This window comes from Microbaculum marinum (assembly GCF_037855135.1).
Taxonomy (GTDB): Bacteria; Pseudomonadota; Alphaproteobacteria; order Rhizobiales; family Tepidamorphaceae; genus Microbaculum; species Microbaculum marinum.
In genome coordinates, this window is sequence record NZ_JAZHOF010000005.1 from 145,224 (window position 1) to 170,140 (window position 24,917).

Annotated in this window: 22 protein-coding genes; 11 read left to right on the plus strand and 11 right to left on the minus strand. The window is 68.7% G+C overall.

All coding sequences use genetic code 11. The annotated features are described in order from the left end of the window. Positions 1-139: 139 nt before the first annotated feature. From V3328_RS13450 to V3328_RS13460, 3 genes are read left to right on the plus strand one after another with little or no spacing between them, the layout of a single operon-like run. Positions 140-1,057 (plus strand): NAD-dependent epimerase/dehydratase family protein, encoded by a 918-nt coding sequence (locus V3328_RS13450; protein WP_340330191.1) that lies wholly within the window; start codon positions 140-142, stop codon positions 1,055-1,057. Continuing rightward, positions 1,054-2,268: a class I SAM-dependent methyltransferase gene (locus V3328_RS13455; protein ID WP_340330192.1), complete on the plus strand. Its 1,215-nt coding sequence runs from the start codon at positions 1,054-1,056 to the stop codon at positions 2,266-2,268. The genes V3328_RS13450 and V3328_RS13455 overlap by 4 nt, the downstream gene beginning before the upstream one ends. Beyond that, positions 2,265-3,023: a cephalosporin hydroxylase family protein gene (locus V3328_RS13460; protein ID WP_340330193.1), complete on the plus strand. Its 759-nt coding sequence runs from the start codon at positions 2,265-2,267 to the stop codon at positions 3,021-3,023. Before V3328_RS13455 ends, V3328_RS13460 begins: the two co-directional genes overlap by 4 nt. Here V3328_RS13460 and V3328_RS13465 read toward each other — a convergent pair. Continuing rightward, entirely contained in the window at positions 2,983-3,891 is a 909-nt protein-coding gene (locus tag V3328_RS13465) for a glycosyltransferase family 2 protein (protein WP_340330194.1), read from the minus strand. The two genes, V3328_RS13460 and V3328_RS13465, sit on opposite strands and share 41 nt — an antisense overlap. Positions 3,892-4,017: 126 nt before the next feature. Between V3328_RS13465 and V3328_RS13470 the strand changes: the two genes are divergently transcribed. Beyond that, complete coding sequence (locus tag V3328_RS13470; protein ID WP_340330195.1) at positions 4,018-5,076, plus strand: glycosyltransferase family 4 protein; 1,059 nt, start codon at positions 4,018-4,020, stop codon at positions 5,074-5,076. Between the two features lie 1,521 nt (positions 5,077-6,597). Here V3328_RS13470 and V3328_RS13475 read toward each other — a convergent pair. Continuing rightward, complete coding sequence (locus V3328_RS13475) at positions 6,598-7,863, minus strand: glycosyltransferase family 2 protein (protein ID WP_340330196.1); 1,266 nt, start codon at positions 7,861-7,863, stop codon at positions 6,598-6,600. Positions 7,864-7,944: 81 nt separating this feature from the next. On the opposite strand from V3328_RS13475, the gene rfbF reads away from it, so the two are divergent. Together rfbF and V3328_RS13485 are read left to right on the plus strand one after the other, a co-directional pair. Then, a complete protein-coding gene (gene rfbF / locus V3328_RS13480) occupies positions 7,945-8,718 on the plus strand; it encodes a glucose-1-phosphate cytidylyltransferase (protein ID WP_340330197.1) in 774 nt (257 codons plus the stop codon). Between the two features lie 24 nt (positions 8,719-8,742). Next, complete coding sequence (locus V3328_RS13485) at positions 8,743-9,999, plus strand: acyltransferase family protein (RefSeq protein ID WP_340330198.1); 1,257 nt, start codon at positions 8,743-8,745, stop codon at positions 9,997-9,999. A gap of 188 nt (positions 10,000-10,187) precedes the next feature. On the opposite strand, the gene V3328_RS13490 is transcribed toward V3328_RS13485, so the two are convergent. Then, complete coding sequence (locus V3328_RS13490; protein ID WP_340330199.1) at positions 10,188-10,718, minus strand: dTDP-4-dehydrorhamnose 3,5-epimerase family protein; 531 nt, start codon at positions 10,716-10,718, stop codon at positions 10,188-10,190. A 117-nt stretch (positions 10,719-10,835) separates the two neighbouring features. On the opposite strand from V3328_RS13490, the gene V3328_RS13495 reads away from it, so the two are divergent. After that, the gene (locus V3328_RS13495; RefSeq protein WP_340330200.1) at positions 10,836-11,129 is read left to right on the plus strand and encodes a hypothetical protein; all 294 of its coding nucleotides are present in this window, start codon (positions 10,836-10,838) and stop codon (positions 11,127-11,129) included. A gap of 57 nt (positions 11,130-11,186) precedes the next feature. On the opposite strand, the gene V3328_RS13500 is transcribed toward V3328_RS13495, so the two are convergent. The 4 genes from V3328_RS13500 to V3328_RS13515 all read right to left on the minus strand — a co-directional run bounded on the left by V3328_RS13500 (position 11,187) and on the right by V3328_RS13515 (position 16,487). After that, positions 11,187-13,052 carry a hypothetical protein gene (locus tag V3328_RS13500; protein WP_340330201.1) on the minus strand — a complete coding sequence of 622 codons (1,866 nt, stop codon included), beginning with the start codon at positions 13,050-13,052 and terminating at the stop codon, positions 11,187-11,189. 243 nt (positions 13,053-13,295) lie between these two features. Continuing rightward, positions 13,296-14,498: a choline ABC transporter ATP-binding protein gene (gene choV, locus V3328_RS13505; RefSeq protein ID WP_340330202.1), complete on the minus strand. Its 1,203-nt coding sequence runs from the start codon at positions 14,496-14,498 to the stop codon at positions 13,296-13,298. Positions 14,499-14,502: 4 nt separating this feature from the next. Beyond that, the gene (gene choW, locus V3328_RS13510; RefSeq protein ID WP_340330442.1) at positions 14,503-15,348 is read right to left on the minus strand and encodes a choline ABC transporter permease subunit; all 846 of its coding nucleotides are present in this window, start codon (positions 15,346-15,348) and stop codon (positions 14,503-14,505) included. Positions 15,349-15,539: 191 nt separating this feature from the next. Beyond that, positions 15,540-16,487 (minus strand): choline ABC transporter substrate-binding protein, encoded by a 948-nt coding sequence (locus V3328_RS13515; RefSeq protein ID WP_340330203.1) that lies wholly within the window; start codon positions 16,485-16,487, stop codon positions 15,540-15,542. Positions 16,488-16,640: 153 nt separating this feature from the next. On the opposite strand from V3328_RS13515, the gene betI reads away from it, so the two are divergent. Further along, a complete protein-coding gene (gene betI / locus V3328_RS13520) occupies positions 16,641-17,228 on the plus strand; it encodes a choline-binding transcriptional repressor BetI (protein ID WP_340330204.1) in 588 nt (195 codons plus the stop codon). Further along, on the plus strand, positions 17,225-18,889 hold the full coding sequence (gene betA / locus V3328_RS13525) for a choline dehydrogenase (protein ID WP_340330205.1): 1,665 nt from the start codon (positions 17,225-17,227) through the stop codon (positions 18,887-18,889). The genes betI and betA overlap by 4 nt, the downstream gene beginning before the upstream one ends. 94 nt (positions 18,890-18,983) lie before the next feature. On the opposite strand, the gene V3328_RS13530 is transcribed toward betA, so the two are convergent. Both V3328_RS13530 and V3328_RS13535 read right to left on the minus strand, forming a co-directional pair. Continuing rightward, entirely contained in the window at positions 18,984-19,784 is an 801-nt protein-coding gene (locus tag V3328_RS13530) for a phosphate/phosphite/phosphonate ABC transporter substrate-binding protein (RefSeq protein ID WP_340330206.1), read from the minus strand. 10 nt (positions 19,785-19,794) lie between these two features. After that, positions 19,795-20,748 (minus strand): fatty acid desaturase, encoded by a 954-nt coding sequence (locus tag V3328_RS13535; RefSeq protein WP_340330207.1) that lies wholly within the window; start codon positions 20,746-20,748, stop codon positions 19,795-19,797. A 116-nt stretch (positions 20,749-20,864) separates the two neighbouring features. Here V3328_RS13535 and V3328_RS13540 point away from each other — a divergent pair, with 116 nt between their 5' ends. Then, entirely contained in the window at positions 20,865-21,707 is an 843-nt protein-coding gene (locus V3328_RS13540) for a helix-turn-helix domain-containing protein (RefSeq protein WP_340330208.1), read from the plus strand. Positions 21,708-21,719: 12 nt separating this feature from the next. Here the strand turns inward: V3328_RS13540 and V3328_RS13545 are convergent, their stop codons facing one another. Then, the gene (locus V3328_RS13545; protein WP_340330209.1) at positions 21,720-22,664 is read right to left on the minus strand and encodes an ornithine cyclodeaminase family protein; all 945 of its coding nucleotides are present in this window, start codon (positions 22,662-22,664) and stop codon (positions 21,720-21,722) included. Between the two features lie 89 nt (positions 22,665-22,753). Next, positions 22,754-23,599 carry a pentapeptide repeat-containing protein gene (locus tag V3328_RS13550; RefSeq protein WP_340330210.1) on the minus strand — a complete coding sequence of 282 codons (846 nt, stop codon included), beginning with the start codon at positions 23,597-23,599 and terminating at the stop codon, positions 22,754-22,756. Between the two features lie 269 nt (positions 23,600-23,868). Between V3328_RS13550 and V3328_RS13555 the strand changes: the two genes are divergently transcribed. Continuing rightward, positions 23,869-24,906 (plus strand): acyltransferase family protein, encoded by a 1,038-nt coding sequence (locus tag V3328_RS13555; protein ID WP_340330211.1) that lies wholly within the window; start codon positions 23,869-23,871, stop codon positions 24,904-24,906. Positions 24,907-24,917: the final 11 nt, after the last annotated feature.

Consider the following 24,917-nt stretch of genomic DNA (forward strand, 5'->3'; position numbering starts at 1 on the left):
ACCCGGGCGGGCATCGGACCGCGGCTCGCAGCCATGCGCCCGCGCGACACCTGCTGACCCGCCTGCGCACGCCAGGTCGATTGCGCGCGGGCCGTGCGGCGGCTACAAACGCGGCGACCATCTGATCCGCACCGACGCCATGACCTCGCGCATCCTCATAACCGGCGCCGGCGGCTTTATCGGCCGCCATTGCCTCGCCCCGCTCGTCGACAGCGGCGCGGAGGTGCACGCCGTCGGGCGCTCGGTGCCGGACCGGACATCCGATGCCGGTGCCGGCGTGCGTTGGCACCGCCTCGACCTGCTCGACGACGGCGCCCGCGCCCGGCTGGTCGAGGAGGTCAGGCCGGACATGATCGTCCACTTCGCCTGGAACGTCGAGCACGGCCGCTTCTGGACGACGCCGCAGAACCTCGCCTGGGCGGGCGCGACGCTCGACATGCTGCGCCGCGCAGCCGAGACCGGCCTGCGCCGGTTCGTCGGGCTCGGCACCTGCTACGAGTACGCCCCGCAGACGACCGACGACTGCAACGAGGCGACGACGCCGATCGAGCCGTTCAAGCTCTACGGCACCGCCAAGGACGGCACCCGCCGGATCGTCGCGGAATTCGCCCGCGAGACCGGCCTGTCCTGGGCCTGGGGCCGGTTCTTCCTGCTCTACGGCCCCGGCGAGACGCCGACGCGGCTGGTGCCGCAGGTCGCCCGCAAGCTGATCGCCGGCGAGCCGGCGCCGATCGGCGCCGCCGCACGGCCGCGCGACTTCATGGACAGCCGCGACGCCGGCGCCGCCACCGCCGCGCTTGCCCTGTCGGCCGTCGAGGGCCCGGTGAACATCGCCTCGGGCCGCGCCTCCTCGGTGCGCGAGGTGGCCGAGACGCTCGGCCGGCTGGCCGGCCGCCCGGAGCTGATCCAGGTCGGCGGCTATCCCGACCGCGACGAGCCGGAGCGGATCGTCGCCGATGTCGGCCGGCTGACCGGCGAGGTCGGCTTCACCGCCATCCGGCCGCTCGAGCAGGGCCTCGCCGAGGCGCTGGACTGGTGGCGGGAGAACCCGTCGTGAGCTGTCCGGTCTGCGGCTCGAGCGCCGTCGTCACCTTCGACCGCCGCCTGCGCGTGCCGGTGCACCAGAACAAGCTGTGCCGCAGCCGCGCCGAGGCGCTGCACACGCCGACCGGCAGGCTGGAGATGACCGGCTGCCGCACCTGCGGCTTCGTCTGGAACGACGCCTTCGATCCCGACCTGCTCGTCTATGACGACACCTACGAGAACGACCAGACCTGCTCGCCGGCCTTCCGCGGCCATTTCGACGGCCGGGCGGCCCGGGTCGCCGAAGCGCTCGGCGACCTCGACGGCGCCCGCGTCGTCGAGGTCGGCTGCGGCCAGGGCGACTTCCTGGCCCGGATCGCCGATCTCGGCGGCGACGCGATCGTCGGAGCGACCGGGTTCGACCCGGCCTGGCGCGGCGACGACGGCGACGGCCCGGGCGGAACGCGCATCTTCCGCTCCTACTACGAGCCGGCGACCGCCGCGCTGGCCGGCGGACCGCCCGACGCCATCGTCGCCCGGCACACGATCGAGCACGTCCCGGACCCGGTCGGCTTCCTGAAGACGCTGCGCGCGGCGGCCGGCGCCGGCACCCCGGCGCGGATCTTTTTGGAGACGCCCTGCGTCGCCTGGATCGTCGCCAACGACCAGATCCAGGACTTCTTCTACGAGCACTGCTCGATCTTCACCGCCTCCAGCCTCGCCCGCGCCCTGCGCGAGGCGGGCTTCGGACCGGCGCGCGCCACCCACGTCTTCGACGGCCAGTACCTGTGGGCGGAAGGCGGCTTCGGCGAGGACGACCCGTCCGGCCCCGAGATCCCGGATTTCGACCGCTGGGCCGACGAGAAGCGGCGCTACGTCGACCGCTGGCGCGCGGTGATCGCCGCCGCCGAGGCCGAGGGGCCCGTCTATCTGTGGGGCGGCGGCTCGAAGGGCGTCACCTTCACGCTGCTGATCGATCCGGACGGGGCGCACCTGTCGGGCGCCGTCGACATCAACCCGAAGAAGCAGGGCGGCTACCTGCCGGTCACCGGCCTGCCGATCCTGGCGCCCGAGGCGCTGCCCGAGCGCGGTGCGACCGTGATCGTCATGAATCCCGCCTATCGCGGCGAAATCGAAGCCCAGGCCAAGGCCCTCGGCCGCTCCGCCCGGTTCATTCCGCTGGTCGAGCAGGCCACCCGGGCCGAAGACGGGCCAGAAGAAGGGCCAGAAGAAGGGACGGCATGAAACTCGAAATCGATACCGACCGCGCCGAGATCCTCGTCGACGGCGACAGGCGCGTCAGCATGTGGAGCGACGAGGGCTTCGAGCTCGTCTCCTCGCTGTGGGTGAAGTCCGGCTGGAACCAGAAGCACAACTACACCTTCTCCTGGTTCGGCGTGCCGATCATCCAGCTGCCCGAGGACATGATCCGCTACCAGGAGGTGGTCGCCGCCGTGCAGCCCGACGTGATCGTCGAGACCGGCATCGCCCATGGCGGCTCGCTGGTCTATTCGGCGACGCTGTGCAGAATGCTCGGCAAGGGCCGCGTCATCGGCATCGACATCGACATCCGCCCGCACAACCGCAAGCGGCTCGAGGAACACCCGCTGATCGACATGATCACCATGCTGGAAGGCTCCTCTGTCGACCCGGAAATGGTCGGCCGCATCGCCGGCGAGATCAGGGAAGGCGAGAGCGTCCTGGTGGTGCTCGATTCAAACCACACCTACGAGCATGTCGCAGCCGAGCTGGAGGCCTACGCGCCGATGGTGACGCCGGGTTCCTATATCGTGGCGACCGACGGCATCATGCGCGACCTCGCCGACACGCCGCGCGGCGCGCCGGGCTGGACGACCGACAATCCCGCCAACGCGGCGCAGGATTTCGTCGCGAGGAACCCCGACTTCGTCATCGAGCAGCCCGGATGGGCGTTCAACGAGAGTACGCTGTCGAAGAACATCACTCATTGGCCCGATGCCTGGGTTCGGCGTATTCGCTGAGGCCGCGGCTCTGAAGGCCGTAGCGTTCGGCGACCGACCAGCGCGCCAGGTCGGTCAGCCGCATGCAGCGCTTGTCGGCGAACTTCACGACATAGGCCTTCAGCAGCGCCTTCGCGGCGGCGGAATGGCCGGTCCGGTCGATCTCCTCGCGGCAGAAGCGCGTGAACGCGGCGAAGACCTCTCGCCGCCCCGCCGCGGTCGCCGGCAGGTCGTACATCTTCTGCTCACCGACGCGCTGGGTGAACGTCGCCGCCTCCGTGCCCGTGACCGCGCAGCGCAGCAGCGCCGGCAGCACCACCAGCGTGTCGTGCACGTAGACCACGGGATAGTCGTTCAGCACCCGCTCGTAGGCGTCCAGCAGGAAGTCGCGCCGCCACATGCCGTAGAGCCAGGCCGAGCGCGACTTTTCCATCAGGTGGAGCGCGCGCGCGAGCCTGGGGGTGAAGCGGCGCCGCGGAAACGGGATCGGCCGCCGCTTGGTCCTGCCGGCAACCGTCGATTCGACGATCTGCCCCGGCACCGCCAGCACCGCCGAGGGATCGGCGCGCAGCAGCTCCCTGAGTTCCGGCACGTAGTTGTCCGACCACAAATCGTCGACGGCGTGCCAGGCGATGAATTCGGAGCGCGTGTCGCGCACCGCCGTGATGAAGTTCGACACGAGGCCGATATTGGTGTCGTGGCGCACGTGCCTGATGCGCGAATCCTCGCGCGCGTGCCTGGCGACGATCTCCGGCGTCCTGTCGGTGGAGGCGTTGTCGTAGACGACGATCGAGAAATCGACCGCGCTCTGCCGGCGGACGTTCATGAGCGTCCCGTCGAGCTCGGCATCGCCATTGAAGACGGGAACGGCGACGGTCAGGTCGTACATGGATCGGGTTTGCCGCGCTTGAGAACCGGAAGGCCGCAGGCGATTGCCGGTCGGCCGCTCCCAGTATAGGGCAGGTCCGGCATAATGCGATCCGGCACACAACGAACCGCGACCGGCACCGGCTCCATGCGCATCGCCGTCGTCCTGCCCCGCCACATGCACTACGCCCCCGACAGGGCGACCTCGGTGGACCTGTGCGCGCGCGACTTCGTGCTGCATTCGCGCTTCCGGGGATCGATGACCGTCATCGGTTCGGCCGTGCCGATGCCGTTCCGCGACGTGCCCTTCACCGGGATCGTCGACATCGGCGGGAAGTTCGGCCCGTTCGGCTTCGGCCCGGTGCGCGAGGCGATCGAGAAGGCGCGCCCCGACGTCATCCTGGTCCACCAGTATCCGCCCGCCGCCGCCCGCGTCGCCGCCGGCTTTCCCGGCATTCCCGTCGTCCTGCAGCGGCACAACCCGATGCCGCGGCGCTGGCTCGGCCACCGGATCTGGCGCGACCGGTCGTTCCGCAACCTCGCCGGCGTCGCCTTCGTGTCGGAAAACGCCCGGGCGAGCTACACCGGCCGCGCGCCGTCGGCCGTCGTCTACAACGGCATCGACACCGAGCGCTTCGTGCCGGCCGAAGCGAAGGAGCCGGTCGTCATGTTCGCCGGCCGGGCGGTGCCGGAGAAGGGCGTCGAGCAGTTCGCGCTGGCCGCCGCCGCCGCGCTCGCCGATCGTCCCGGCTGGCGCGCCGTGCTGGCGCTCGGCGGCGGCGCCGCGGCCGCCGACACGGTCGCCCGGGTGCGCCGCCATCTCGGCCCGCTCGGCCCGCGCGCCGAGATCCACACCGGCATTCCCCACGACCGGGTCATGGACCTGTTCGCCCGCGCCGCGATCGCCGTCGTGCCCAGCGTCTGGGCCGAACCGTTCGGCCGCACCGCGCTCGAAGCCATGACGTCCGGCGCCGCCGTCATCACGTCGGGCCGCGGCGGCCTGCCCGAGGTCACCGGCGATGCCGGCGTCACCACCAACTCGGTCGACCCCGCCGACTTCGCCCGCGAGATCGCCCGCCTCATCGACGACGACGGTGACCGAAAGCGCCTCCAGGCCGCCGGCCGCGAGCGGGCCGTCGCCCTCTACGACATCCGCACGGTAACCGCGGCCTTCGACGACCTGCTGGAGCAAGCGGCGCGCCGATAGGGAGGAATTTGGACGCCGGCCCGGCCCATCGAGGGCCGGCCCGCCGCTGGACCCCCTCCCCGACCCTCCCCCACAAGGGGGGAGGGGGTAACTGTCTTACCGCCTGCAATCCGATCGGAACTCACCGTTGGCAGGAACGCCTGCCCGTCCGGCAGCCTCCTCTTCCGGTGCCTGGTCTGCACGCGGCGGGTCCCCGGGCGGCTGCCGCACCCGCCCCCTCCCCCCCTCGTGGGGGAGGGGGCCAGATGGTAATCCGTTTTCCAAATCGGAAGGCAGAAGATCCAGCGCATTCCGCGGTTCGATCTGATCGACGATCGTGCACCAGACACCTCCCTCCCCCCTCGTGGGGGAGGGTCGGGGAGGGGGCGCGCTGCCGCAGGCAGCGCGTGCCGCCGCCGCGCCGGAATACGGCGGCCTCGACACGTACCGCGCCCGCCGCACGCTTCGCTCGCCAAAGCTCGCTGCGCGCCCCACCCCCGACCCCTCCCCACGAGGGGGAGGGGAGCTTGCGGAGCTTCGGGCGGTTGGTCTGCGGGGGGACCGGTGTCCGGCCGCCCGGTCTTCCTGTGCCCAACCTTCCGGTGCCCGGTCTACCTGTGCCTGGTCCCGGGGCGGCTGCCGCACCCGCCCCCTCCCCCCTCGTGGGGGAGGGGGGCGCGCTGCCGCAGGCAGCGCGTGCCGCCGCCGCGCCGGAGTACGGCAACCTCGACATGTGTTGCGACCGCCGCACGCTCCGCTCGCCAAAGCTCGCTGCGCGCGCCACCCCCGACCCCTCCCCCTTCGTTGGCGAGGGGAGCTTGCGGAGGTTCGGCCGGCTGATATACGGGCGCTGCCGCACTGTCGCCCTCCTCCTGATGGGGAGGAATGCGAAGAGGTTCGGCACGAACCGGCAGAAAAGCCAATCTATCTCGGTGCAAACCAACGACGTCACGACGCCGAGTCGTACCCGCCCCCTCCCCCTTCGGGAGGGAGCCAGATGGTAATCCGTTTTCAGAATCGGAAGGCAGAAGATCCAGCCCATTCCGCGGTTCGGTCTGATCGAGGAGCGTGCACCAAACACCCTCCCTCCCCCCTCGTGGGGGAGGGTTGGGGAGGGGGCGCGCTGCCGCAGGCAGCGCGTGCCGCCGCCGCGCCGGAGTACGGCAGCCTCGACTTGTGCCGCGCCCGCCGCACGCTCCGCTCGCCAAAGCTCGCTGCGCGCCCCACCCCCGACCCCTCCCCACGAGGGGGAGGGGAGCTTGCGGAGGTTCGGCCGGCTGATATACGGGCGCTGCCGCGCTGTCGCCTCCTCTGATGGGGAGGAATGCGAAAAGGTTCGGCACGAACCGGCAGAAAAGCCAATCTGTCTCGGTGCAAACCAACGACGTCACGACGCCGAGTCGTATCCGCCCCCTCCCCCCTTGCGGGGGAGGGTCGGGGAGGGGGGTCGCCGCGAAGCGGCGGCAAAGAACCGGCGCTGCCTCGGCTTGTGTGCGGTGCCGAAAACGCCGACACGCCGCCCCGTCCCGCGGCCCCGGCGCCTCACCCGAACAGCGGGCTCGCCCTCCGCCGCAGCTGGGTCCAGTGCCAGAAGTGCCTTGCCGGCGACATGACGCCGCGGCGGCCGATCGTGTAGCCGGTCGAGGTCAGGCGGTTCAGCGTCTCCGCCGCCGTCCAGGCATCGTCGCGGCCGTCGATGCTCGTCGGCACGTCGAGCTTGCGGAACGAGCGGCGCGTGCCGTGCGTCTCGACGCGGGCGCGCTGGCGCGAGGCGGCGGCGTCGGGGGGCGGCGGCAGCCGGTCGAGCAGCATCCGGTCGTAAGGCCAGACCTCCTCGGCGCGGTGGGCCTCGGCGAGGAACTGCGGGTCGGCGACCGTCTCGGCGACCGCCTTGTCGATCCAGCCCTCGACGTTGATCTCGCGCCCCGCGCCGAGCAGCTCGTTGGCGATGTGCAGGCAGACCAGCGTGTGGTAGTTGATCGAGCGGATGTGCGGGTTGTAGGGCTGCGCGCCCGTGTCCGACTTCACCTCGCTGACGAAGCGTCCGTAGGGCGTCTCGGTCGGCACCTCGCCCTCGGCGCTCTTGGTCTCGCTGAACGACATGCCGGTCGAGCTCGACGAATGGCCGGTGATCGACAGCGGATGGCGCACGTGCAGGATCGTCCTGACCACGAACAGGTTGGCGACCGTCGCGTAGACGTCGGGGATCGTGTAGGCGAAGTACTCGCCGGTCTTCGGCCGGATCTGCTCGATCACCGAGCGGGCGACGCAGCCGTGATAGATGTCCGGCCCGTTCATGTAGTTGCGCACCTGGGCGGCGCACATCAGGTCGAGCGTCGCCGGCCCGTCATAGGTCGAGTAGTCCCAGAAGAGCTTGGGATCCTTGAGCGTCAGGTAGCCGGCCCCGGACACCGCCCGGTCGGGCCAGATGTAGTGGGGCAGCGCCCACTTGACGACTTCGGCGCCGGTCTCGACCAAAAGGTCGGCGAGGCGGGCGATGCCGTCGATGGCGAGCGCGTCGTCGTCGCCGATGAACACCACGTAGTCGCCGGTGGTCCTGGCGAGCGCCGCCTCGAAGTTCGCCCGCATCGACAGGCGTTCCTCGGAGCGGAAGTATTTCAGCCGCCTGTCGTCGAACTTCGCCACCGCCTCGGCCGTCGCCGGGCTGGAGGCGTTGTCGTGCACGACGATCTCGAGTTCCGGATAGCTCTGCGCGACGCAGGTCGACAGCGTGGCGGGCAGGGTGCGGTCCCGCTCGCGGGTCGGGACGACGACGCTGATGCGCGGTCGCGATGAGGATGCGGCCATGCCGTTTGTTCCGCCGATTGTTCGTCAGCAACGGCGTGCTACAAAGCATGCTGCCGTAATCGAGGCAAGCACGAGAGTGGAATGAAAGCAGTCATCCTGGCCGGCGGCCTGGGAACCCGCATTTCCGAGGAATCGCACCTTCGGCCGAAGCCCATGATCGAGATCGGCGGCCGGCCGATCCTGTGGCACATCATGAAGATCTACGCCTACCACGGCATCTCCGACTTCGTCGTGTGCCTGGGCTATCGCGGCTACATGATCAAGGAGTTCTTCGCCAACTACCTGCTGCACAATTCCGACGTGACGATCGATGCGGGCACCGGCGAGATCTCCTACCACCAGACCAGCGCCGAGCCGTGGCGGGTGACGCTGGTGGAGACCGGCGAGGCGACGATGACCGGCGGCCGGCTGAAGCGGGTCGGCACCTATCTCGACCCCGACGAGCCGTTCTGCATGACCTATGGCGACGGCGTCGCCGACGTCGACGTGTCCGCCCTGGTGAGGTTCCATTCCTCGCACGGCGGGCTCGCCACCGTCACCGCCGTGGTGCCGCCGGGCCGCTACGGCGCGCTGGCGCTCGACGGCGACCGGGTCGACCACTTCATCGAGAAGCCGCCCGGCGACAACGCGCTGATCAACGGCGGCTTCTTCGTTCTCTCGCCGCAGGTGCTGTCGCGGATCGCCGGCGACGACACGCCCTGGGAGCTGGAGCCGCTGGAAAGCCTCGCCCGCGACGGCGAACTGTCGGCGTTCCGGCACCGCGGCTTCTGGCACGCCATGGACACGCTGCGCGACAAGACGCAGCTCGAGGCGATGTGGAGTTCCGGCCGGGCGCCGTGGAAGGTGTGGAGCTGAGGCGGCGATGACCGGGGCGGAACGATGAGCGCGGCGGGGCCGCTAAAGTCGCGCATCGTCGCCTTCGACGGCCTGCGCGGCGTCGCCGCCTTCATCGTCATCGTCTCGCACTTCGTGCTGGTCTTCACCCCGGTCTGGTTCACCGGCTCGGCCGGCCTCGACTGGTCGGCGCCCGACATCTTCGCCAAGACGCCGCTGTTCCTGCTGCAGAGCGGCACCTTCGCGGTGTTCGTGTTCTTCGCGCTGTCGGGCTTCGTCATGGCCCAGTCGGCGGCCCTGTCGCGGGCCCCGCTGCTGGCGCTCGCCGTCACCCGCTACCTGCGGCTCAACGTGCCGGTGCTGGCCAGCATCGGCTTCGCGCTTGTCCTCATCGCCCTGTTCCCCGGCGCCGTCGTCGCGGTCGCCGAAAAGGTCGGCCACGGCTGGGTGGCGAGCTGGTACCGGCCCGACGGCCCCTCCGTCGGCGCCGCCGTCTTCGACGCGCTGCGGGTCAACTACAAGACGACGCTCTACTACAATCCGGTGGTCTGGACGATGAAGGTCGAGCTGATCGGCTCGCTGGTCGTCTACGTCGTCTACAAGGCCGTGCCGCCGCGCTGGCGTGTGCCGGTGCTGGCCGCGGGCCTGCTGTTTGCCTTCGTCGAGAACGGCACCGAGGGCTACCTGTTCGGCTTCTTTGGCGGCGCGCTCGTCTACGAGCACTGGGTGCGCGGGCGCGGGTTTCCGGTACCGCTGCTGTGGGCCGCTCTCGCCGCCGGGCTGCTGCTCGGCGGTGTCCCGGTCGCGGCGCCGCGCGGACCCGCCTACGAGTGGCTCTACGTCGCCCTCGACCCGGTCTCCGACCCCGACCTGTCGATCCGCAACATCGGCGCGCTGCTGCTGCTCGTCGGCGTCCTCTACCTGCCGGCGCCGCGCGCGCTGCTCGCCACCATGGCGCCGCGCTTCCTCGGGCGCATCTCGTTTGCCCTCTACCTCGTGCACTTCCCGATCCTGTGCACGCTCGTCGCGGCGGTGTGGCTGAGGATCGGCCCCGATCACCAGTGGCTGCTGTTTGCCGGATATGCCGCGGTGACGCTCGCCGCCGCCTGGCTGCTGACGGTCGCCGTCGACGAGCCGGCGATCCGGCTGCTGGCGCGGGCGCGCAAGTGGTCGCAGGGCTGGACCGGCGCCCTCGCCTACGGCACCGGACAGCATCCGAGCGGCACCGTCGGCCAGCCATCCCTCGAGCCGGCCGGCCCGGCGAAGGCACCGCCGGCGGAACGGGCATCTGGAACTCCGTAGCCCGGATGGAGTGCAACGCAATCCGGGGCTGAGCGTCCGGCAGCCGCGACTGGTGCGAGCGGCACATCCGCCCCCGGATTACGCTGACGCTCCATCCGGGCTGCGGGCTCCCTTTATACTCGGCCCTCATGGTGAGGAGCCTTGCGACAGCAAGGCGTCTCGAACCATGGCGGCACGCTCGAGCGCCGCTATCCCTCGAAATCCGGATAGGTCGCGTCGCGCCTGTTGATCATCGCCGGCGCGGCGGGCCATCTGATGCCGAATGCCGGATCGTCCCAGCGCACGCCGCGGTCGCCCTCGGGATTGAACGGCCGGCTCATCTGGTAGAGCACGTCGGTGTCGGGGGCCAGCGTTAGGTAGCCGTGCGAGCAGCCTTCCGGGATGAACAGCCCGCGCATCGACGAATGGTCGAGCAGCACCCCGGTCCAGCGCCGGTAGGTCGGGCTGTCGGGCCGCAGGTCCACCGCCACGTCGAAGATCGCGCCGCGCGTGCAGCGCACGAACTTCGCCTCCTCCATCCCCGGCGCCTTGTGGTGCATGCCGCGCAGCGTGTGCAGGTGGGTGCTGCGGGCGATGTTGATCTGGGTCGAGGTGAAATCGATGCCCGCGGCGGCGAACTCGTCGGGGCAGTAGGCGCGGTTGAATGCGCCGCGTTCGTCCTTGCGCGGCTCGGGATCGACGATCAGGACGCCCGGAATCTCGGTCTTCGTGAAGCGCATCGGCGACGGCTCTCCTTGTTTCGGAGGTCTCATATCCGGTTTCGCCGCCGGACGCGACCGTGCCCGCGCGGCTCTTGGCGGGGTGGCCGGTCGGTTAAACCGCGCTACAATCGGGCCATGACCTACGAAGAGTTCCGCGAATCGCTCGGCTTCGACCGGCCGCCGCCTGCGCTGGCGCCGCTTCTCCAGGCGCTGTGGCATCTGGACAAGGGCGACTGGCACCGCAGCCACGAGATCGCCCAGGCGATCGAGAGCCCCGACGCGGCCTGGGTGCACGCCCACCTGCACCGCGTCGAGGGCGACGTCTGGAATGCCGACTACTGGTACCGCCGGGCCGGCCGGCAGCGGCCGGAGGTCCCCCTCGAAGACGAGCGCGCCGAACTCGTCACCGCGCTGCTTCGGACCTCCTGAGGCCGCCGGCGGCGGGCCTGCAGGCCCGCCGCCATGTAGCCCCTGTCGGCGCCGCCGCTACCGCACCTGTTGCGGCGCCGGCGCGATCACGTAGTTGGTCGTCTCGAACTTGCCGACCAGCGTGTAGGCGAAGACGCCCTCGCACCAGTCCTTGGCGTACTGTTCCGTGTTGCGGCTGCAGTCGATCTCGGCATGGGTCGCCGGCGTCCGCTTGTTGTCGGTCGGATAGGGCGGCTGCGACTTGATGTCGAACGTGTAGGTCCTGTTGAAGTTGTCCAGGAACGTCAGGTGGCAGTCGCCGATGCTGGTGATCGACACGTCGAAGCTTGCATAGGACGGATTGACGTCGTGATCCGGCACCGTGGTGCACACGCCGTAGTGGGTGAAGCGCACCAGGTCGGTCGGGGCGTAGCCAAAGCTGACATGGATCGGCGGCGTCGCCGGGTTCTTGTTGGGCAGGCCGCGCTTGCCGCCCACCGCGATGATCAGGCCGGTGCCCTCCGCCTGCATGTTGCCGACCGCGTCGTCGACGGAGTAGGCGTAGACGTTCGGCGCGCCGATGTACTTCTTGCTGTGGATCAGCTTCGAGTACGGGTTGAAGCGGCCGCTCTTCAGGTACTGGAGCTTGTCGAAGATCCCCTTGAGATTGTGGTACTTGCGGCTGTTGTTCGCGGTGTAGCCGGGGGTATCGGCGAGCAGGTTGATGTCCGCCTTGCCGCAGAACTGGTTGAACGGCGTCCAGCCCTGGACGTGGGTCCGCATCAGTTCCTCGTCGAGCTCGACCGGCCCGAGCTTCGGATCGCAGCCGAAAGGCGTGATGTAGTTCTTGATGTAGTTGTCGTAGTTGTCCTGGAACATCCGGCGGATCTTGCGGAGCCGGATGCAGTACTTGGACTTGTCGCTCTTGTCCAGGCAGCTGTCCCAGTCCTTGTTCAGCGCGGTGATCGGCGCCCACGGGGCCGGCGTCAGGTCCGGCGTGTTGGGCCCGGCGCCGTAGACGTGCAGCGTCGAGGGGACCTTCAGGATCTTGTCGCCGAACTGGTCGACGAACTGGGGCCAGCCGTAATAGGGCGAATCCTTGGCGAGGAACTTGTTCAGCGCCGCGCGGAACTTCTGGATGGAATTGACCATCCCGACATAGCCGACCTGCTTGTTGCCGAACGGCTCCATGGCGACCGGAAGATAGGCGTCGTCGACGTAGGATACGTCGAAGTCGACGTTCTCCAGGTTCATGCTGTAGGGATCGGTGTCGAAGTTGAGGGCGCCGAGCGTGTATTCGGTGAGCTGGCTCGGTTCGTTGTGCTTCAGCCCCGCGGCATCCTTGAAGAACTTGAAGGGCTGGCAGCCGGTGCAGGTGGGAACCGCGGCATCGGCGATCGGATCGACCTCGACCTGCCCCATTCGGTTCCGGTAGGCCTCGCGCAGCGCCCGCGGCGGACGTCCGGTCTCCGCCGGCGCGTCGAAGATCTCGATGCGCCCGCCGCCCCACCAGTCGATGAACTGGTCGGGCTTCTTCGGATCGACCAGGTGGTCGGGCACCAGCTGCGTGTAGAGCGGCAGCCTGATCGTCACCTTGCCCTTCGGCGGAATGCCGTCGCCGTTCGGATTGATGTAGAAGCGGAACTGGTTCGGTTTGGGGAAGGGATAGTCCGGAAAGTCGGCCTTCTTGATCTTGAAGGCCGACTGCAGCCAGGAATCCGTGGTGCTCGTGCCGGTCGACAGCACCGGATAGATGTTGTGGTCCGGCGAGTTGTTGAAGATCTTGATGATCATCACCGGCACCGGCTCCCGGTCGTCGCTGTCGAAGACGTCGGCCGACGCAGCCGCTGGCGCCCCGGCAAGTACGGCGGACCCCATCAGGAGCCCCGACAGCAGTCCGGCAGCGCCGCGCCGGAAGAAGTTCTTCTCACTATTTCCGATCATGAAGCAAATCCCCAATTTGAGTCGCCGATTGCTTGGCGCGAATCCGGATGTCGAACATGGATCAACCTGCACCTGCATGCGCGGCGGCTGCCTGCGCATTGGCCAGACGTTCAGCGCAATACTGACTGGAAAAACACTGCTGCCCCGCCGAATGCAATGAATGCCTTCGGCATACTGGCGTACACCGAAGCCTCGCTCCCCTCCGGGCAATGTAGTCAATTGCTTCCGGAAAGGGAACTGCGCCTACCGCCCCAGCAGTCCGTCGTAGATCTCGGCGTCGCCGACCTTGCCCATGACCTTGCCGTCGGCGACGACCAGGATCGGCAGGCCGGTGACGAGGCGGGCGTGCATCAGGTCGCGCACGGTCGTCTCGGGCTCGCAGGCGCAGACCTCGCCCGGCCGCGGCTCGCCCTCGCCGAGCCGCGCCGGGGTGACCGCCTGGTCGTCCAGCCGGATCGTCCCGTCGGCGGCGAGCACCAGGCTGCCGCTGGTGTTCAGCTGCCGGCCCCCGTCGGCCGGCGGGCAGTCCTCGATCGCCTGCATCAGCTCGACGGCGCGCAGCACGGAGAGCGGGTTCATGTGGGCGACGAAGTCGGCCACGTACTCGTTGGCGGGATTGAGGACGATGTCGTGCGGGGTGCCGAACTGGACCACCCTGCCGCCCTCCATGATGGCGATCTTGTTGCCGATCTTCAGCGCCTCGTCGAGGTCGTGGCTGACGAAGATGATGGTGCGCCTCAGGCTCTGCTGCAGTTCCAGGAGCTCGTCCTGCAGGCGCGAGCGGATCAGCGGATCCAGCGCCGAGAACGGCTCGTCCATCAGGAGGATCGGCGCGTCGGTTGCGAACGCCCGGGCGAGCCCGACGCGCTGCTGCATGCCCCCCGACAGTTCGTGCACGTATTTCTGCGCCCAGTCCTTCAGGCCGACGAGTTCGAGCTGCGCCGCCACCCGCTCCCGGCGCTTGTCGGCCGGCATCCCGGCCAGTTCCAGGCCGAAGCCGACATTGTCCTCCACCGTGCGCCACGGCAGCAGGCCGAACTGCTGGAACACCATGGCGACGCGGTAGCGCCGCAGGCGGCGCAGCTCTTCGGCCGAACAGGTGTTGGGGTCGATGTAGCGGTCGCCGTCGCGCACCAGCACCTCGCCGCGGATCACCCGGTTGAGGCCGTTCACCGCCCGCAGAAGGGTCGACTTGCCGGAGCCCGACAGGCCCATCAGCACGACGATCTCGCCCTCCTCGACGTCGAGCGTGCAGCCGCAGGCGCCGAGGATCTGGCCCGTCGCCTCCTGGATCTGGGCGCGGGTCCTGCCCTCGTCGATCAGCGGCAGGGCGCGGTCGGGCGCCTTGCCGAAGACGATGTCGACATCGGTGAACCGCACGGCCGGTCCGTGTTTCGCGGCGGCCTCGCCGCTTGCGGCTTGATCTGTGACAGCCTGGTCCGCCATCTGCCTACCTCCCCCCGCTCGAGGGTTCCCTGCGGAAGAACCGGTCGAGCACGATGGCCACCAGCACGATCGCCACGCCCACCTCGAAGCCGCGCGCGATGTTGACCTGGTTCAGCGCCCTCAGCGTCGGCACGCCGAGCCCGTCGGCGCCGACCAGCGCGGCGATCACCACCATCGACAGCGACAGCATGATGGTCTGCGTCAGGCCGGCCATGATGTTGGGCAGCGCATAGGGCAGTTCCACCTTCCAGAGCAGCTGGCGCTTGGTCGCGCCGAACGCCTCGCCCGCCTCGATCAGCGCCTTCGGCGTCGAGGAGATGCCGAGCTGGGTCAGCCGGATCGGCGAGGGCACGGCGAAGATCACCGTGGCGATCAGGCCCGGCACCATGCCGAGGCCGAACAGGATCAGCGCCGGGATCAGATAGACGAAGGTCGGGATCGTCTGCATCAGGTCGAGGATCGGCCGGAGCGCCTCGTAGAGCCAGGGCCGGTGCGCCGCGGCGACGCCGATCGGCACGCCGACGATCATGCACACCATCGTCGAGGAGATGACCAGCGCCAGCGTCTCGGTCGTCTCCTCCCAGTAGCCCTGGTTGATGATCAGCAGCATCGCCAGCAGCACGAAGACGGCGAACGAGACCTTCCGGCGCACCACATAGGCGAGAACGACGGTGACGGCGACGACGATCAGCGGATGGGGAGTCTGCAGCACCCAGAGAATGGCGTCGATGACGTGTTCCAGGACGATGGCGATCGCATCGAACAGCCAGGCCGCGTGGGCCGTCAGCCAGTCGACGAAGGCCTTGGCCCACTGTCCTATCGGGATCTTGTGATCTTCCAGCCAATCCATCGAGTGCCCCATCTGGTGGTCCGGCTCCGGCGTTCGCATCCAGCCGAGGCGAGCCCGGGAGCAGGTGTCGGCCTCCGGGCAAAGACCGGCACCGACGCGATTCCGGTGCGCGGGCCGGCTCCCGGGGATGCGGCGATCGGGACGAGCCGGCCGTCCGATCGGGTCTCTGCTAGGCGCCCGTCCCGGCGCGCCTACATCGCCAGGTGCTTGCTGACGGCTTCCTTGCCGTTTCCGCCTTCGAAGGTCGTGACGTTCTCGACCCAGGCTTCCCACATCTGCGGGTTGGCCTTCAGCCACTTCCTGGCGGCGTCCTCGGCCTCCATGCCGTCGTCGAGGATCGAGCCCATGATCTCGTTCTCCATCGCCAGCGTGAACTGCTGGTTCTTCAGCAGCGCGCCGACGTTCGGGCATTCCTCCACGAAGCCCGCCGCCACGTTGGTGTAGACGGTGGCGCCGCCGAGGTCGGCGCCGAAATAGTCGTCGCCGCCGGGCAGGTAGACGATGTCGAAATTGGCGTTCATCGGGTGCGGCTCCCAGGCCAGGAAGACGATGTCCTCCTTGCGCTGCACCGCGCGGGCGACCTGCGACAGCATGCCCTGCTCGGAGGATTCGACCAGCTCGAACTCCTTCAGGTTGTAGGCGTCCTTGTCGATCATATCGAGGATCAGCCGGTTGCCGTCGTTGCCCGGCTCGATGCCGTAGATCTTGTTGTCGAGGTCGGAGCGGAAGTCGGCGATATGGGCGAAGTCGGTCAGGCCCTTGTCGTAGGTGTACTGCGGCACGGCCAGCGTGTACTTGGCGCCTTCCAGGTTGACCCCGAGGCTGACCACCGAGCCGTCCTCCAGGTAGGGCCGCACGTCGCCTTCCATGGTCGGCATCCAGTTGCCGAGGAACACGTCGATGTCCTTGTTCTTCATCGAGGCGTAGGTCACCGGCACCGACAGCACCTTGACGTCGGTCTCGTAGCCGAGGCCCTCCAGGATCACCGAGGTCGCCGCCGTGGTCGCGGTGATGTCGGTCCAGCCGACGTCGGAGAACGTCACGACCTTGCAGGACTCCGGGTCCTTGGCCAGTGCCGGCGAGGAGACGATGGCGGCCAGAGCGATGCCGCCCAGCACGCTTCGAAGACAGGATTTCATCCCGGGTACCCTCCCGTGTGAGTCGCAGGAAAGCCGGCCGCACCCCCCTGGCGCCGGCCGACAAGATGACGCGATGGAAACACTTTACCTCGGCTTTGGCAAGTTTTATTGATTGACTGATCAGTCAACAAAAATAACGCCGGGCCGGACGCGATGCCGAAGACAGGAATGGAGCCGATACGACGCCGCGCTTTGATCAGCGCGGCCATCGAAACCATTCACGATCGCGGATTCTGCGACGTGACGGTCGGCCAGATCGCGCGGCGCGCCGGCGTTTCCACGGCGCTGGCCCACCACTATTTCGGCTCCAAGGACCAGTTGCTTGCCGAGACCATGCGGCACCTGCTCCGCGAGCTCGGCCGCACCATCGTCGCCCGGCTGCGCAGGGCCGCCACGCCGCGCCAGCGCATATCCGCGGTGATTTCCGGCAACTTCGCCCCGACCCAGTTCAGGCCCGCCACGATCTCCGCCTGGCTCGCCTTCTACGTCCAGGCCCAGACCGCACCCGAGGCGCGCCGTCTGCACCGCATCTACGCCCGCCGCCTGAAGAGCAACCTCGTTCACGACCTGAAGGCGCTGATGCCCGACGACCTGGCGGCCGGGACCGCCGAGGGCGCCGCCGCCCTGATCGACGGGCTGTGGATCCGTTACGCGCTCGCCGACGGCACGCCGGACCCGGGGTCGGCCATCCGCCTGGTCGAGGACTACGTCGAATCGAAGATCGCGAGGGGACGGCAATGAGCGAGGCACTCGAGGCCGATTTCGTCATCGTCGGCGCCGGTTCCGCCGGCTGCGCACTCGCCTGGCGCCTCAGCGAGGACCCGGCCAACTCGGTGATCGTGCTGGAGAAGGGCGGCACCGATTTCGGCCCGCTGATCCAGATGCCCGCCGCCTTCTCGATCCCGATGAACCTGAACCGCTACGACTGGGGCTACCGCACCGAGCCGGAGCCGCATCTGGGCGGCCGCCGGCTGGCGGTGCCGCGCGGCAAGGTGATCGGCGGCTCGTCGTCGATCAACGGCATGGTCTACGTGCGCGGCCACGCGCTCGACTTCGACACCTGGGAGGAGATGGGCGCCCGCGGCTGGGGCTATCGCCACGTGCTGCCCTATTTCAAGCGGATGGAGACCAGCCACGGCGGCGAGCCGGGCTGGCGCGGCACCGACGGTCCGCTGCACGTGACCCGGGGCACGCTGCGGAACCCGCTCTACGGCGCCTTCGTCGAGGCTGGCGTCCAGGCTGGCTATCCGCGCACCGCGGACTACAACGGCCGCGCCCAGGAAGGCTTCGGCGCCATGGAGATGACGGTGTGGCGGGGCAAGCGCTGGTCGGCCGCCAACGCCTACCTGCGTCCGGCGCTGAAGCGCGGCAACGTCCGCCTCGTCACCGGCGTCGACGTCGAGAGGGTCGCCTTCGAGGGCGCCCGCGCCGTCGGCGTCGAAACGGTCCGCGGCGGCCGCCGGCAGACGGTCCGGGCGCGCCGCGAGGTGATTCTGGCTGCGTCCTCGATCAACTCGCCGAAGCTCTTGATGCTGTCGGGGATCGGCCCGGCCGAAGACCTGAGGTCGCTCGGCATCGAGGTGCGCGCCGACCGGCCCGGCGTCGGCGCCAACCTGCAGGACCATCTCGAGGTCTACGTGCAGTACGCCTCGCGCCAGCCGATCACGCTGAACGCCCACCTGAACGTGTTCTCGAAGGCCTGGATCGGGGCGATGTGGATGTTTCTCGGCCGCGGCCTCGGCACCTCGAACCAGTTCGAGTCCTGCGCCTTCATCCGCTCGGCCGCCGGCGTCGCCTATCCCGACATCCAGTACCACTTCCTGCCTGCCGCGGTGCGCTACGACGGCAAGGCGGCGGCGGCCCGGCACGGCTTCCAAGTCCATGTCGGCCCGATGCGGTCGCGCTCGCGCGGATCGGTCAGGCTGCGCTCCGCCGATCCCGCCGAGGCGCCGCGGATCCTGTTCAACTACATGTCGGTTCCGCAGGACTGGGAGGAGTTCCGCACCTGCATCCGCCTGACCCGCGAGATCATGGCCCAGCCGGCGATGGAACCCTACGTCGAGGCCGAGATCGCGCCCGGCGCCGGCGCGGTCGCCGACGCGGCGATCGACGACTTCATCCGCGACAACGTCGAGAGCGCCTACCACCCCTGCGGCACCTGCCGGATGGGCGCGGAGGACGATCCCGGCGCCGTCATCGATCCGCACTGCCGGGTGATCGGCTTTCAGGGCCTGCGCGTGGTCGACTCCTCGATCTTCCCGCAGATCACCAACGGCAACCTCAACGCCCCCTCGATCATGGTCGGCGAACGGGCCGCCGACCTGATCCTCGGAAGGGATCCGCTGGCCGCCTCCAACCAGGAGCCCTGGATCAATCCGGACTGGCAGGTCAGCCAGCGCTGACGGCGCCGGCCTGGCACCTTCCTGGCGCAGGGACGGCAGAGCGACGGCACGGTGTCGGCAGCGCGACGGCAGGGTTTGGACACCCCCATCGCAGTTACGCCAGATGCGGATATCCCGCCTCGCGCGTCTTGCTGTCCATCGCCAGGATCGCCTCGTAGGCGGTGTCCTCGACCACCTCTGCGCCGCCCAGCAGCAGCGCCCGCCGGGTATCGGCGGTCCGCGGGTCGTTCACCACAGTAAACAGCGCCTCACGCAGCGCGTCGACCTCCGCGTCGCTGCGGCCGAAGGCCGTCACGAACGGCAGCGCCGGCGCCGGCGGCGACCAGGCGAGCACCCTGAGCCGCGACGCAAGGTCGAAGCGGTAGTGTTCGGCCAGCGCCCAACAGACGCAGTCGATCGCCGCGCAGTCGGCGCTTCCCTCGATCACCGCGCGCATCGAGGCGACGTGCGCGCCGGTCTCGACGGTCTCGGAAAAATACGTCCCGCCCTGGGCCAGCGGCGCGATCGCGGCGCGGAAGGCGTTGTAGCCGGACTGCGAATCGCGCGCGTTGAAGGCCGCCCGCCGTCCGCGCAGATCGTGCAGCGTGCGGGCGCTATCGTCGGCGCGAACGACGATGACGCTGCAATAGGCCGGCCCCGCGCACCCCTCGGCGACGTAGAGCGGGGCGGCGACGAGCCTCACCGACTCCTTCAGCGCCGTGGCAAAGGGAAATCCGCAGGTCTGCGAGAGCAGCAGCTCCGGATCGCGCCACTGCTCGTCGCGGTCGCGATGCCGCTCCAGCCCGTCGGGTGCGTCCAGGCCGCGGTCGCGCAGCGCATCGCGCAGCGACGTCCACAGCGCGTCGGTGGCATGCCGGAGTTCCGGCCAGTCATACATGGGAAGCGAGGCGATCACGCAGCGATATCTAGCGCCTCATGAACGGATGGGCCACCGGCTCCTTGGCCTTGAGCAGATGCCGCCGGGCAAGCTCGAGATATCCGTCGAACCCGTAGCCGCCGTTCTCGGCGACATATCGCTCCCGCTCGGCGCGGAACAGCGCCGGCAGTTCATACCATGGCACCCGCGGCCGACTGTGATGCACGTAGTGCAGGTTGTTGTTGAGAAACAGGAAGGAAATCAGAGGGTTGGCCTCGATGATCGCGGTCCGAGAGGCGACCTCGGGATGGGCGCGATGCTCGGCGAAGGTGCGCAGCATCAGCAACGACAGTCCCGGCCACGAGGCGAGCAGCAGGTAGGCCCACAGGCTCATTCCGGAAAACAGGATCCACCCGACGACCGGCACGCAGCCGGCGACGTGCAGCGCCCAGGCGCGCGCCACCTCCCGGTCTCCCGATGCCACCGCTGCCAGATCATGCCGAAGCAAACCGAATGCCGTCAGCGGCGGCCCGATGAGCAGCCGCCCGGCCAGAGTCTGATTGATGCGCAGGAACAGTCGCATGGGCGCCGACAGCGCCTCGTAGTCGCGCTCGGCCAGATACCAGGACTCCGGGTCGTCGTAGGGATCGGTCAACCGGGCGTCGTGGTGGTGCTTCAGGTGCGTATCCCGGAACCGCCGGTAGGGAATGATCAGGCACAGAGGCGGAAATACCAGCGCCTCGTTGATGGTCAGCGAGCGGGTCGGGTGCCCGTGCAGGGCCTCGTGGCGGAGCGAGGAGTGCAGGGCCACACAGTAGGCGGCAAGCGGCACGAACACGACGATCGGCAGCGCCTGATTGAAATGGACGACAGCCGCCCACGCCGCGTAGCAGCAGATCAGGGCCAGAAAGGTCGGCCATTCGACCTTCCGCTTCTTCCGACGCCGCGCCGATGCCGCGATCGCGACCGAAACGGCCAGTTCTTCGTTCGAAAAGTCCCCCATGCCGGGAAAACTCGATGATTTGCGGCCGGGTATGCAATGTGGAAATAGTTACTATCTGTTGTTATTGATGCACTTCTTCGGAGCTTGTTGTGCTTGATAAACATATGGTGACGTGAATGGACAAGCGTGATCTCGGCAGCGTGTTCCGCGACCGTCTCGGCGAGGTAATGCGGCGGTATGGCGGTCCGCAGTCACGATTCGCCGAATCGATCGGGCTCGACCGATCGGCGCTCTCGCAACTGCTGTCGGGAAAGACCGTGCGCCTGCCTCGTGCGGAGACCCTGGTGGCGATCGCCGAAGCCCACGGGGTCAGCCTCGACTGGCTGATGGGAGTGAGCCAGAGCGAGCGGCTTGCCGCCGAGATCGCGCCGCACCTGGCCCTCGAACTCGGCGCCTCCGGGCCGGACGATTCCCGCCTGCAGGAGTGGCGGCGCGAGGCAGCCGGCTACAAGATCCGCCACGTGCCGGCGACGCTGCCGGACCTGCTTCGGACCGAGGCGGTCATCCGTCACGAACTTGGGCGCGAGCCGCAGCAGCGCGTCGAGGCCTCGATAGCCGATGCCGACCGCTATCTCGCCTATACCCGCCGCCCGGAGACGGACATGGAAGTCTGCATGCCGGTGCAGCGGCTGACCGGCTTCGCCCGGGGCGAAGGGATGTGGGCGACGCTGGACCGGGAGGTCCGGCACGAGCAACTCGCTCACATGGCACGGCTTCTGGAGGAGTTGTACCCGACCTTCCGCCTGTTTCTCTACGACGCCCGCCGGACCTTCTCGGCGCCGATCACCATTTTCGGCCCGATGCGCGCGGCGATCTATCTCGGCGACATGTACCTGGTGCTGACGACGACGGAGCACATCCGGGTGCTGATCGACCGGTTCGACGGCCTGATCCGGCAGGCGGTGATCAATCCCCACGAAGTCGCAGCGCGCGTCTCGCGTCTGACGGACGAGGTTTGAGCGGCCGGATCCCTACAGGGTGTGCTGCTGCAGCCAGGCGTGGTGGATGGCGCCGGCGGTCATCAGGTCGAGATGGGCGCCGCCGCCGTTCTTGTAGACCGTGACCTCTTCCGGCGAGGCTCGCCCGGCGGATCCCGGAACCATCTCGAACAGGTCGCCTTGGATGTCGTCTTCCGAGATCACGCCCGCCGCCAGGGGGATCATCAGTTCGCCGATCTCGTGCACGGTGGTCTCGCGCGCATCGACGAACAGACGGCCGCGTCGAAACACCTCGTCGTCGGCCTCGCGCATGTCCGGCGTATAGGCACCGACAAGGTCGAGATGGGCGCCGGGCCTCAGCAGTTCGCCGCGGATGATCGGCTCGCGTGTCATGGTCGCCACGGACACGACGTCGCCCGCGGCCACCGCCGTGTCGATCGAGGCGGTGGTCTTAATCTCGCAACCGGTATCGGCGAGCCGCTCCTTCAGCGCCTCGGCGCGTCCAACCGTCCGGTTGGCGATGACGATCCTGCGCAGCGACGGGCGCACCGACAGATGGGCACGGATCAGCGGTTCGGCCATCGCGCCGGCGCCGACCATCGCCAGTGTCTCGACATCGCGACGCGACAGCAGGTCCGACCCCAGGGCTGAATCTCCCGCCGTCTTCAGCGCGGTGATGGCTGCCCCGTCGATCGCCGCGGTAACGGCGCCCGTGTCGCCGTCGAACAGCAGGAACTGGCCCTGGACGGCCGGCAGCGGCGGCTCGCGGTTCGGATTGCCGGGAAACACGGTGACGGCCTTCAGCCCGACCGCCCCGCCGGGAACCCACGACGCGCGAATCAGGAACGCCGAGCCCTCGTTGCGCATCAGCAGGTCGTCGATGCTCGGGCGCGGGCCGCGATGGCCGTCGCGCAGGGCCTCGACCACCCGGTGCCAGTCCATCAGGCCGTGCACGGTTTCGGCGTCGATCGCGATCATGTTGGTCTCCCCGGACTGTCTCGAACCCGGGCGGAGCATACGGCCTGTCGGCGCCGGCACAAGCCGTCCGCCGCGACCTGCCGGCGCGGCTACTGGCAGGCGGGGACAGACAGCCCGTCGGGCAACTTCGTCGAAGCATCGCCGCAGGCGGTCGACAGCACCGCCTCCGTCAGGCCGCTGGCCGCGGAGAGGTCCGCCCCCGACAGGTCCGAGCGCTGGAGCGAGGCGCGCGCGAGTTTCGCCTCGCCGAACACCGCCGAAGACAGATTGGCGTGCGAGATCCTCGCCCCCGTCAGGTCGGCGTCGATGAACGAGGCGTTCACCGCCTCGATGCGGTCGAGATCGGCGGTGGTCAGGTTTGCGCCGGAAAGATCGCTTCCCTGCAGCTTCGTCCGCTCCAGCCGGGCGCCGCCCAGCTGGACGTCCTCCAGCACCGCACCCGACAGGTCGGCGCGCTTCAACGTCGCGTCACGCATGTCGGCTCCGGTGAAGTTGGCGTTGGTGGCGTCGATCTCGTCCAGGTCGGCGTTGCGAAGATCGGCGTCGGAGAAGTTCGCACCCGAGGCACGGCTCTTCTCCAGGTCTGCATTGCGAAGCTTGGCGCCGGAGAAATTGGCGCCAGACAGATCGGATTCCTCCATCTGGATGCGCTGCATGTCAGCTCCGGCGAAGTTGGCGTCGGGCATGCTTGCGTATTTCAGGTCGGCGTCGACCAGTTGCGCTCCAGACAGGTCGGCGTTCGGCAGGTCGAGGTTGCGGATGTAGGCGGTCCTGAGGTCGCAGTCGCGGCACGAGCCGGTGGAACTGAGCTGCCGGGCGGCGCTCGAGGGGTCGGGCGGCGTCGCCGACCATTCCGGCAGGACGAAGAATACCGCACCGACGACGACGATCACCAGCGGAGTACCGAGCAGCAGCGTTGTCTTCAGGGGCGACATCTGTTGGTTGCCTTGCAGCCGCGGGGAGCCGAACACGTTTCGAACTATGGTGCCTATCGATCTGATTGGCCAGCGCAACGGTCAGGTTCGCCGCCTCCGGCGCATCCGGCTGCAGGGCTCCCCAAGTGGTCGGCGGCCGCCGACATGGAGGAAATTTAACCTCGTCAACGCACAGGCGGCTCGAATTCCACCACAAAACTTGCCATGCTGAGCGTGCGCCGGCCGCTCCGGCCGCACCCCGCCTCTGACCTTCATTCACGGAGTGATCGATGTCCTTCCAGGCCGCTACGGTCCCGTCGCATGGCGGCAGGGTCGACTGGGTCGATATCGCCAAGGGCTTCTGCATCATCATGGTGGTGATGATGCATTCGACGCTCGGCGTGGAGAAGGCGGCCGGGGTGGATGGCTGGATGCATCCGCTCGTGGAATTCGCCAGGCCGTTCCGGATGCCCGACTTCTTTCTGGTGGCCGGCCTATTCCTGGCGCGACGAATCGACCGCCCCTGGCCCGAATATATGGACCGGAAGGTGCTGCATTTCGCCTACTTCTACGTGCTGTGGATGGCGATCCAGATCTTCCTGAAGACCGGCCTCAACGGCGACGGCGGCTTCCGCGCGATCCCCGGCGACCTCCTGTTCGGCCTGGTGCAGCCCTACGGGACCCTCTGGTTCATCTACCTGCTGCCGGTCTTCTTCGTCGTGACGAAGTGTGTCCGGCGTGTCCCTCCCGCAATCGTGCTGGTGATCGGGGCGCTGCTGCAGGTCGCGCAGGTCGAGACGGGCTGGATCGTCGCCGACGAGTTCGCCAGCCGGTTCGTGTTCTTCTACGCGGGTTATGCGCTGGCGCCCTGGATCTTCTCGTTTGCCTCCCGCGTGCGCGAGAACCCGCGGATTGCCCTGGGAGGCCTGATCCTCTGGGCGCTGCTGAACGGCTGGCTGGTGGCCGAGGGCCTGGCGGATCTTCCCGTCGTGAGCCTGGCGCTGGCGGGGCTCGGGGCGATGGCGGTGGTGTCCGGCTCGGCGCTGCTGGCGGGCACGTTCGCCGCCAGGCCGCTGCGCTACTGCGGCGAGAACTCGATCGTGATCTATCTTGCCTTCTTCCTGCCGATGGCGGTGACGCGCATCGTGCTGCTCAAGCTCGAGCTGGTCCCGGATATCGGCACGGTCTCGCTGATCGTGACGGCCGCCGGCGTCGTGGGGCCGCTGATCCTGTACAGGATCGTGCGCGGCACCTGGTTCGGGTTCCTGTTCCGGCGGCCCGGCTGGGCGCGCCATCGGGCCGCCCGGGGCTTAGCGCCGGCGGAGTAGACCGCCGCTGC

What these genes read in the sequence shown, in the direction of transcription:
- betI (WP_340330204.1), top strand. Translation starts at nt 16,641, where the DNA reads ATGCCGAAGACAGGAATGGAGCCGATACGACGCCGCGCTTTGATCAGC.
- V3328_RS13545 (WP_340330209.1), bottom strand. Translation starts at nt 22,664, where the DNA reads ATGATCGCGATCGACGCCGAAACCGTGCACGGCCTGATGGACTGGCAC.
- V3328_RS13550 (WP_340330210.1), bottom strand. Translation starts at nt 23,599, where the DNA reads ATGTCGCCCCTGAAGACAACGCTGCTGCTCGGTACTCCGCTGGTGATC.
- V3328_RS13540 (WP_340330208.1), top strand. Translation starts at nt 20,865, where the DNA reads ATGGACAAGCGTGATCTCGGCAGCGTGTTCCGCGACCGTCTCGGCGAG.
- betA (WP_340330205.1), top strand. Translation starts at nt 17,225, where the DNA reads ATGAGCGAGGCACTCGAGGCCGATTTCGTCATCGTCGGCGCCGGTTCC.
- V3328_RS13475 (WP_340330196.1), bottom strand. Translation starts at nt 7,863, where the DNA reads ATGGCCGCATCCTCATCGCGACCGCGCATCAGCGTCGTCGTCCCGACC.
- V3328_RS13495 (WP_340330200.1), top strand. Translation starts at nt 10,836, where the DNA reads ATGACCTACGAAGAGTTCCGCGAATCGCTCGGCTTCGACCGGCCGCCG.
- choW (WP_340330442.1), bottom strand. Translation starts at nt 15,348, where the DNA reads ATGGATTGGCTGGAAGATCACAAGATCCCGATAGGACAGTGGGCCAAG.
- V3328_RS13485 (WP_340330198.1), top strand. Translation starts at nt 8,743, where the DNA reads ATGAGCGCGGCGGGGCCGCTAAAGTCGCGCATCGTCGCCTTCGACGGC.
- rfbF (WP_340330197.1), top strand. Translation starts at nt 7,945, where the DNA reads ATGAAAGCAGTCATCCTGGCCGGCGGCCTGGGAACCCGCATTTCCGAG.
- V3328_RS13450 (WP_340330191.1), top strand. Translation starts at nt 140, where the DNA reads ATGACCTCGCGCATCCTCATAACCGGCGCCGGCGGCTTTATCGGCCGC.
- V3328_RS13470 (WP_340330195.1), top strand. Translation starts at nt 4,018, where the DNA reads ATGCGCATCGCCGTCGTCCTGCCCCGCCACATGCACTACGCCCCCGAC.
- V3328_RS13555 (WP_340330211.1), top strand. Translation starts at nt 23,869, where the DNA reads ATGTCCTTCCAGGCCGCTACGGTCCCGTCGCATGGCGGCAGGGTCGAC.
- V3328_RS13465 (WP_340330194.1), bottom strand. Translation starts at nt 3,891, where the DNA reads ATGTACGACCTGACCGTCGCCGTTCCCGTCTTCAATGGCGATGCCGAG.
- V3328_RS13515 (WP_340330203.1), bottom strand. Translation starts at nt 16,487, where the DNA reads ATGAAATCCTGTCTTCGAAGCGTGCTGGGCGGCATCGCTCTGGCCGCC.
- V3328_RS13460 (WP_340330193.1), top strand. Translation starts at nt 2,265, where the DNA reads ATGAAACTCGAAATCGATACCGACCGCGCCGAGATCCTCGTCGACGGC.
- choV (WP_340330202.1), bottom strand. Translation starts at nt 14,498, where the DNA reads ATGGCGGACCAGGCTGTCACAGATCAAGCCGCAAGCGGCGAGGCCGCC.
- V3328_RS13535 (WP_340330207.1), bottom strand. Translation starts at nt 20,748, where the DNA reads ATGGGGGACTTTTCGAACGAAGAACTGGCCGTTTCGGTCGCGATCGCG.
- V3328_RS13500 (WP_340330201.1), bottom strand. Translation starts at nt 13,052, where the DNA reads ATGATCGGAAATAGTGAGAAGAACTTCTTCCGGCGCGGCGCTGCCGGA.
- V3328_RS13490 (WP_340330199.1), bottom strand. Translation starts at nt 10,718, where the DNA reads ATGCGCTTCACGAAGACCGAGATTCCGGGCGTCCTGATCGTCGATCCC.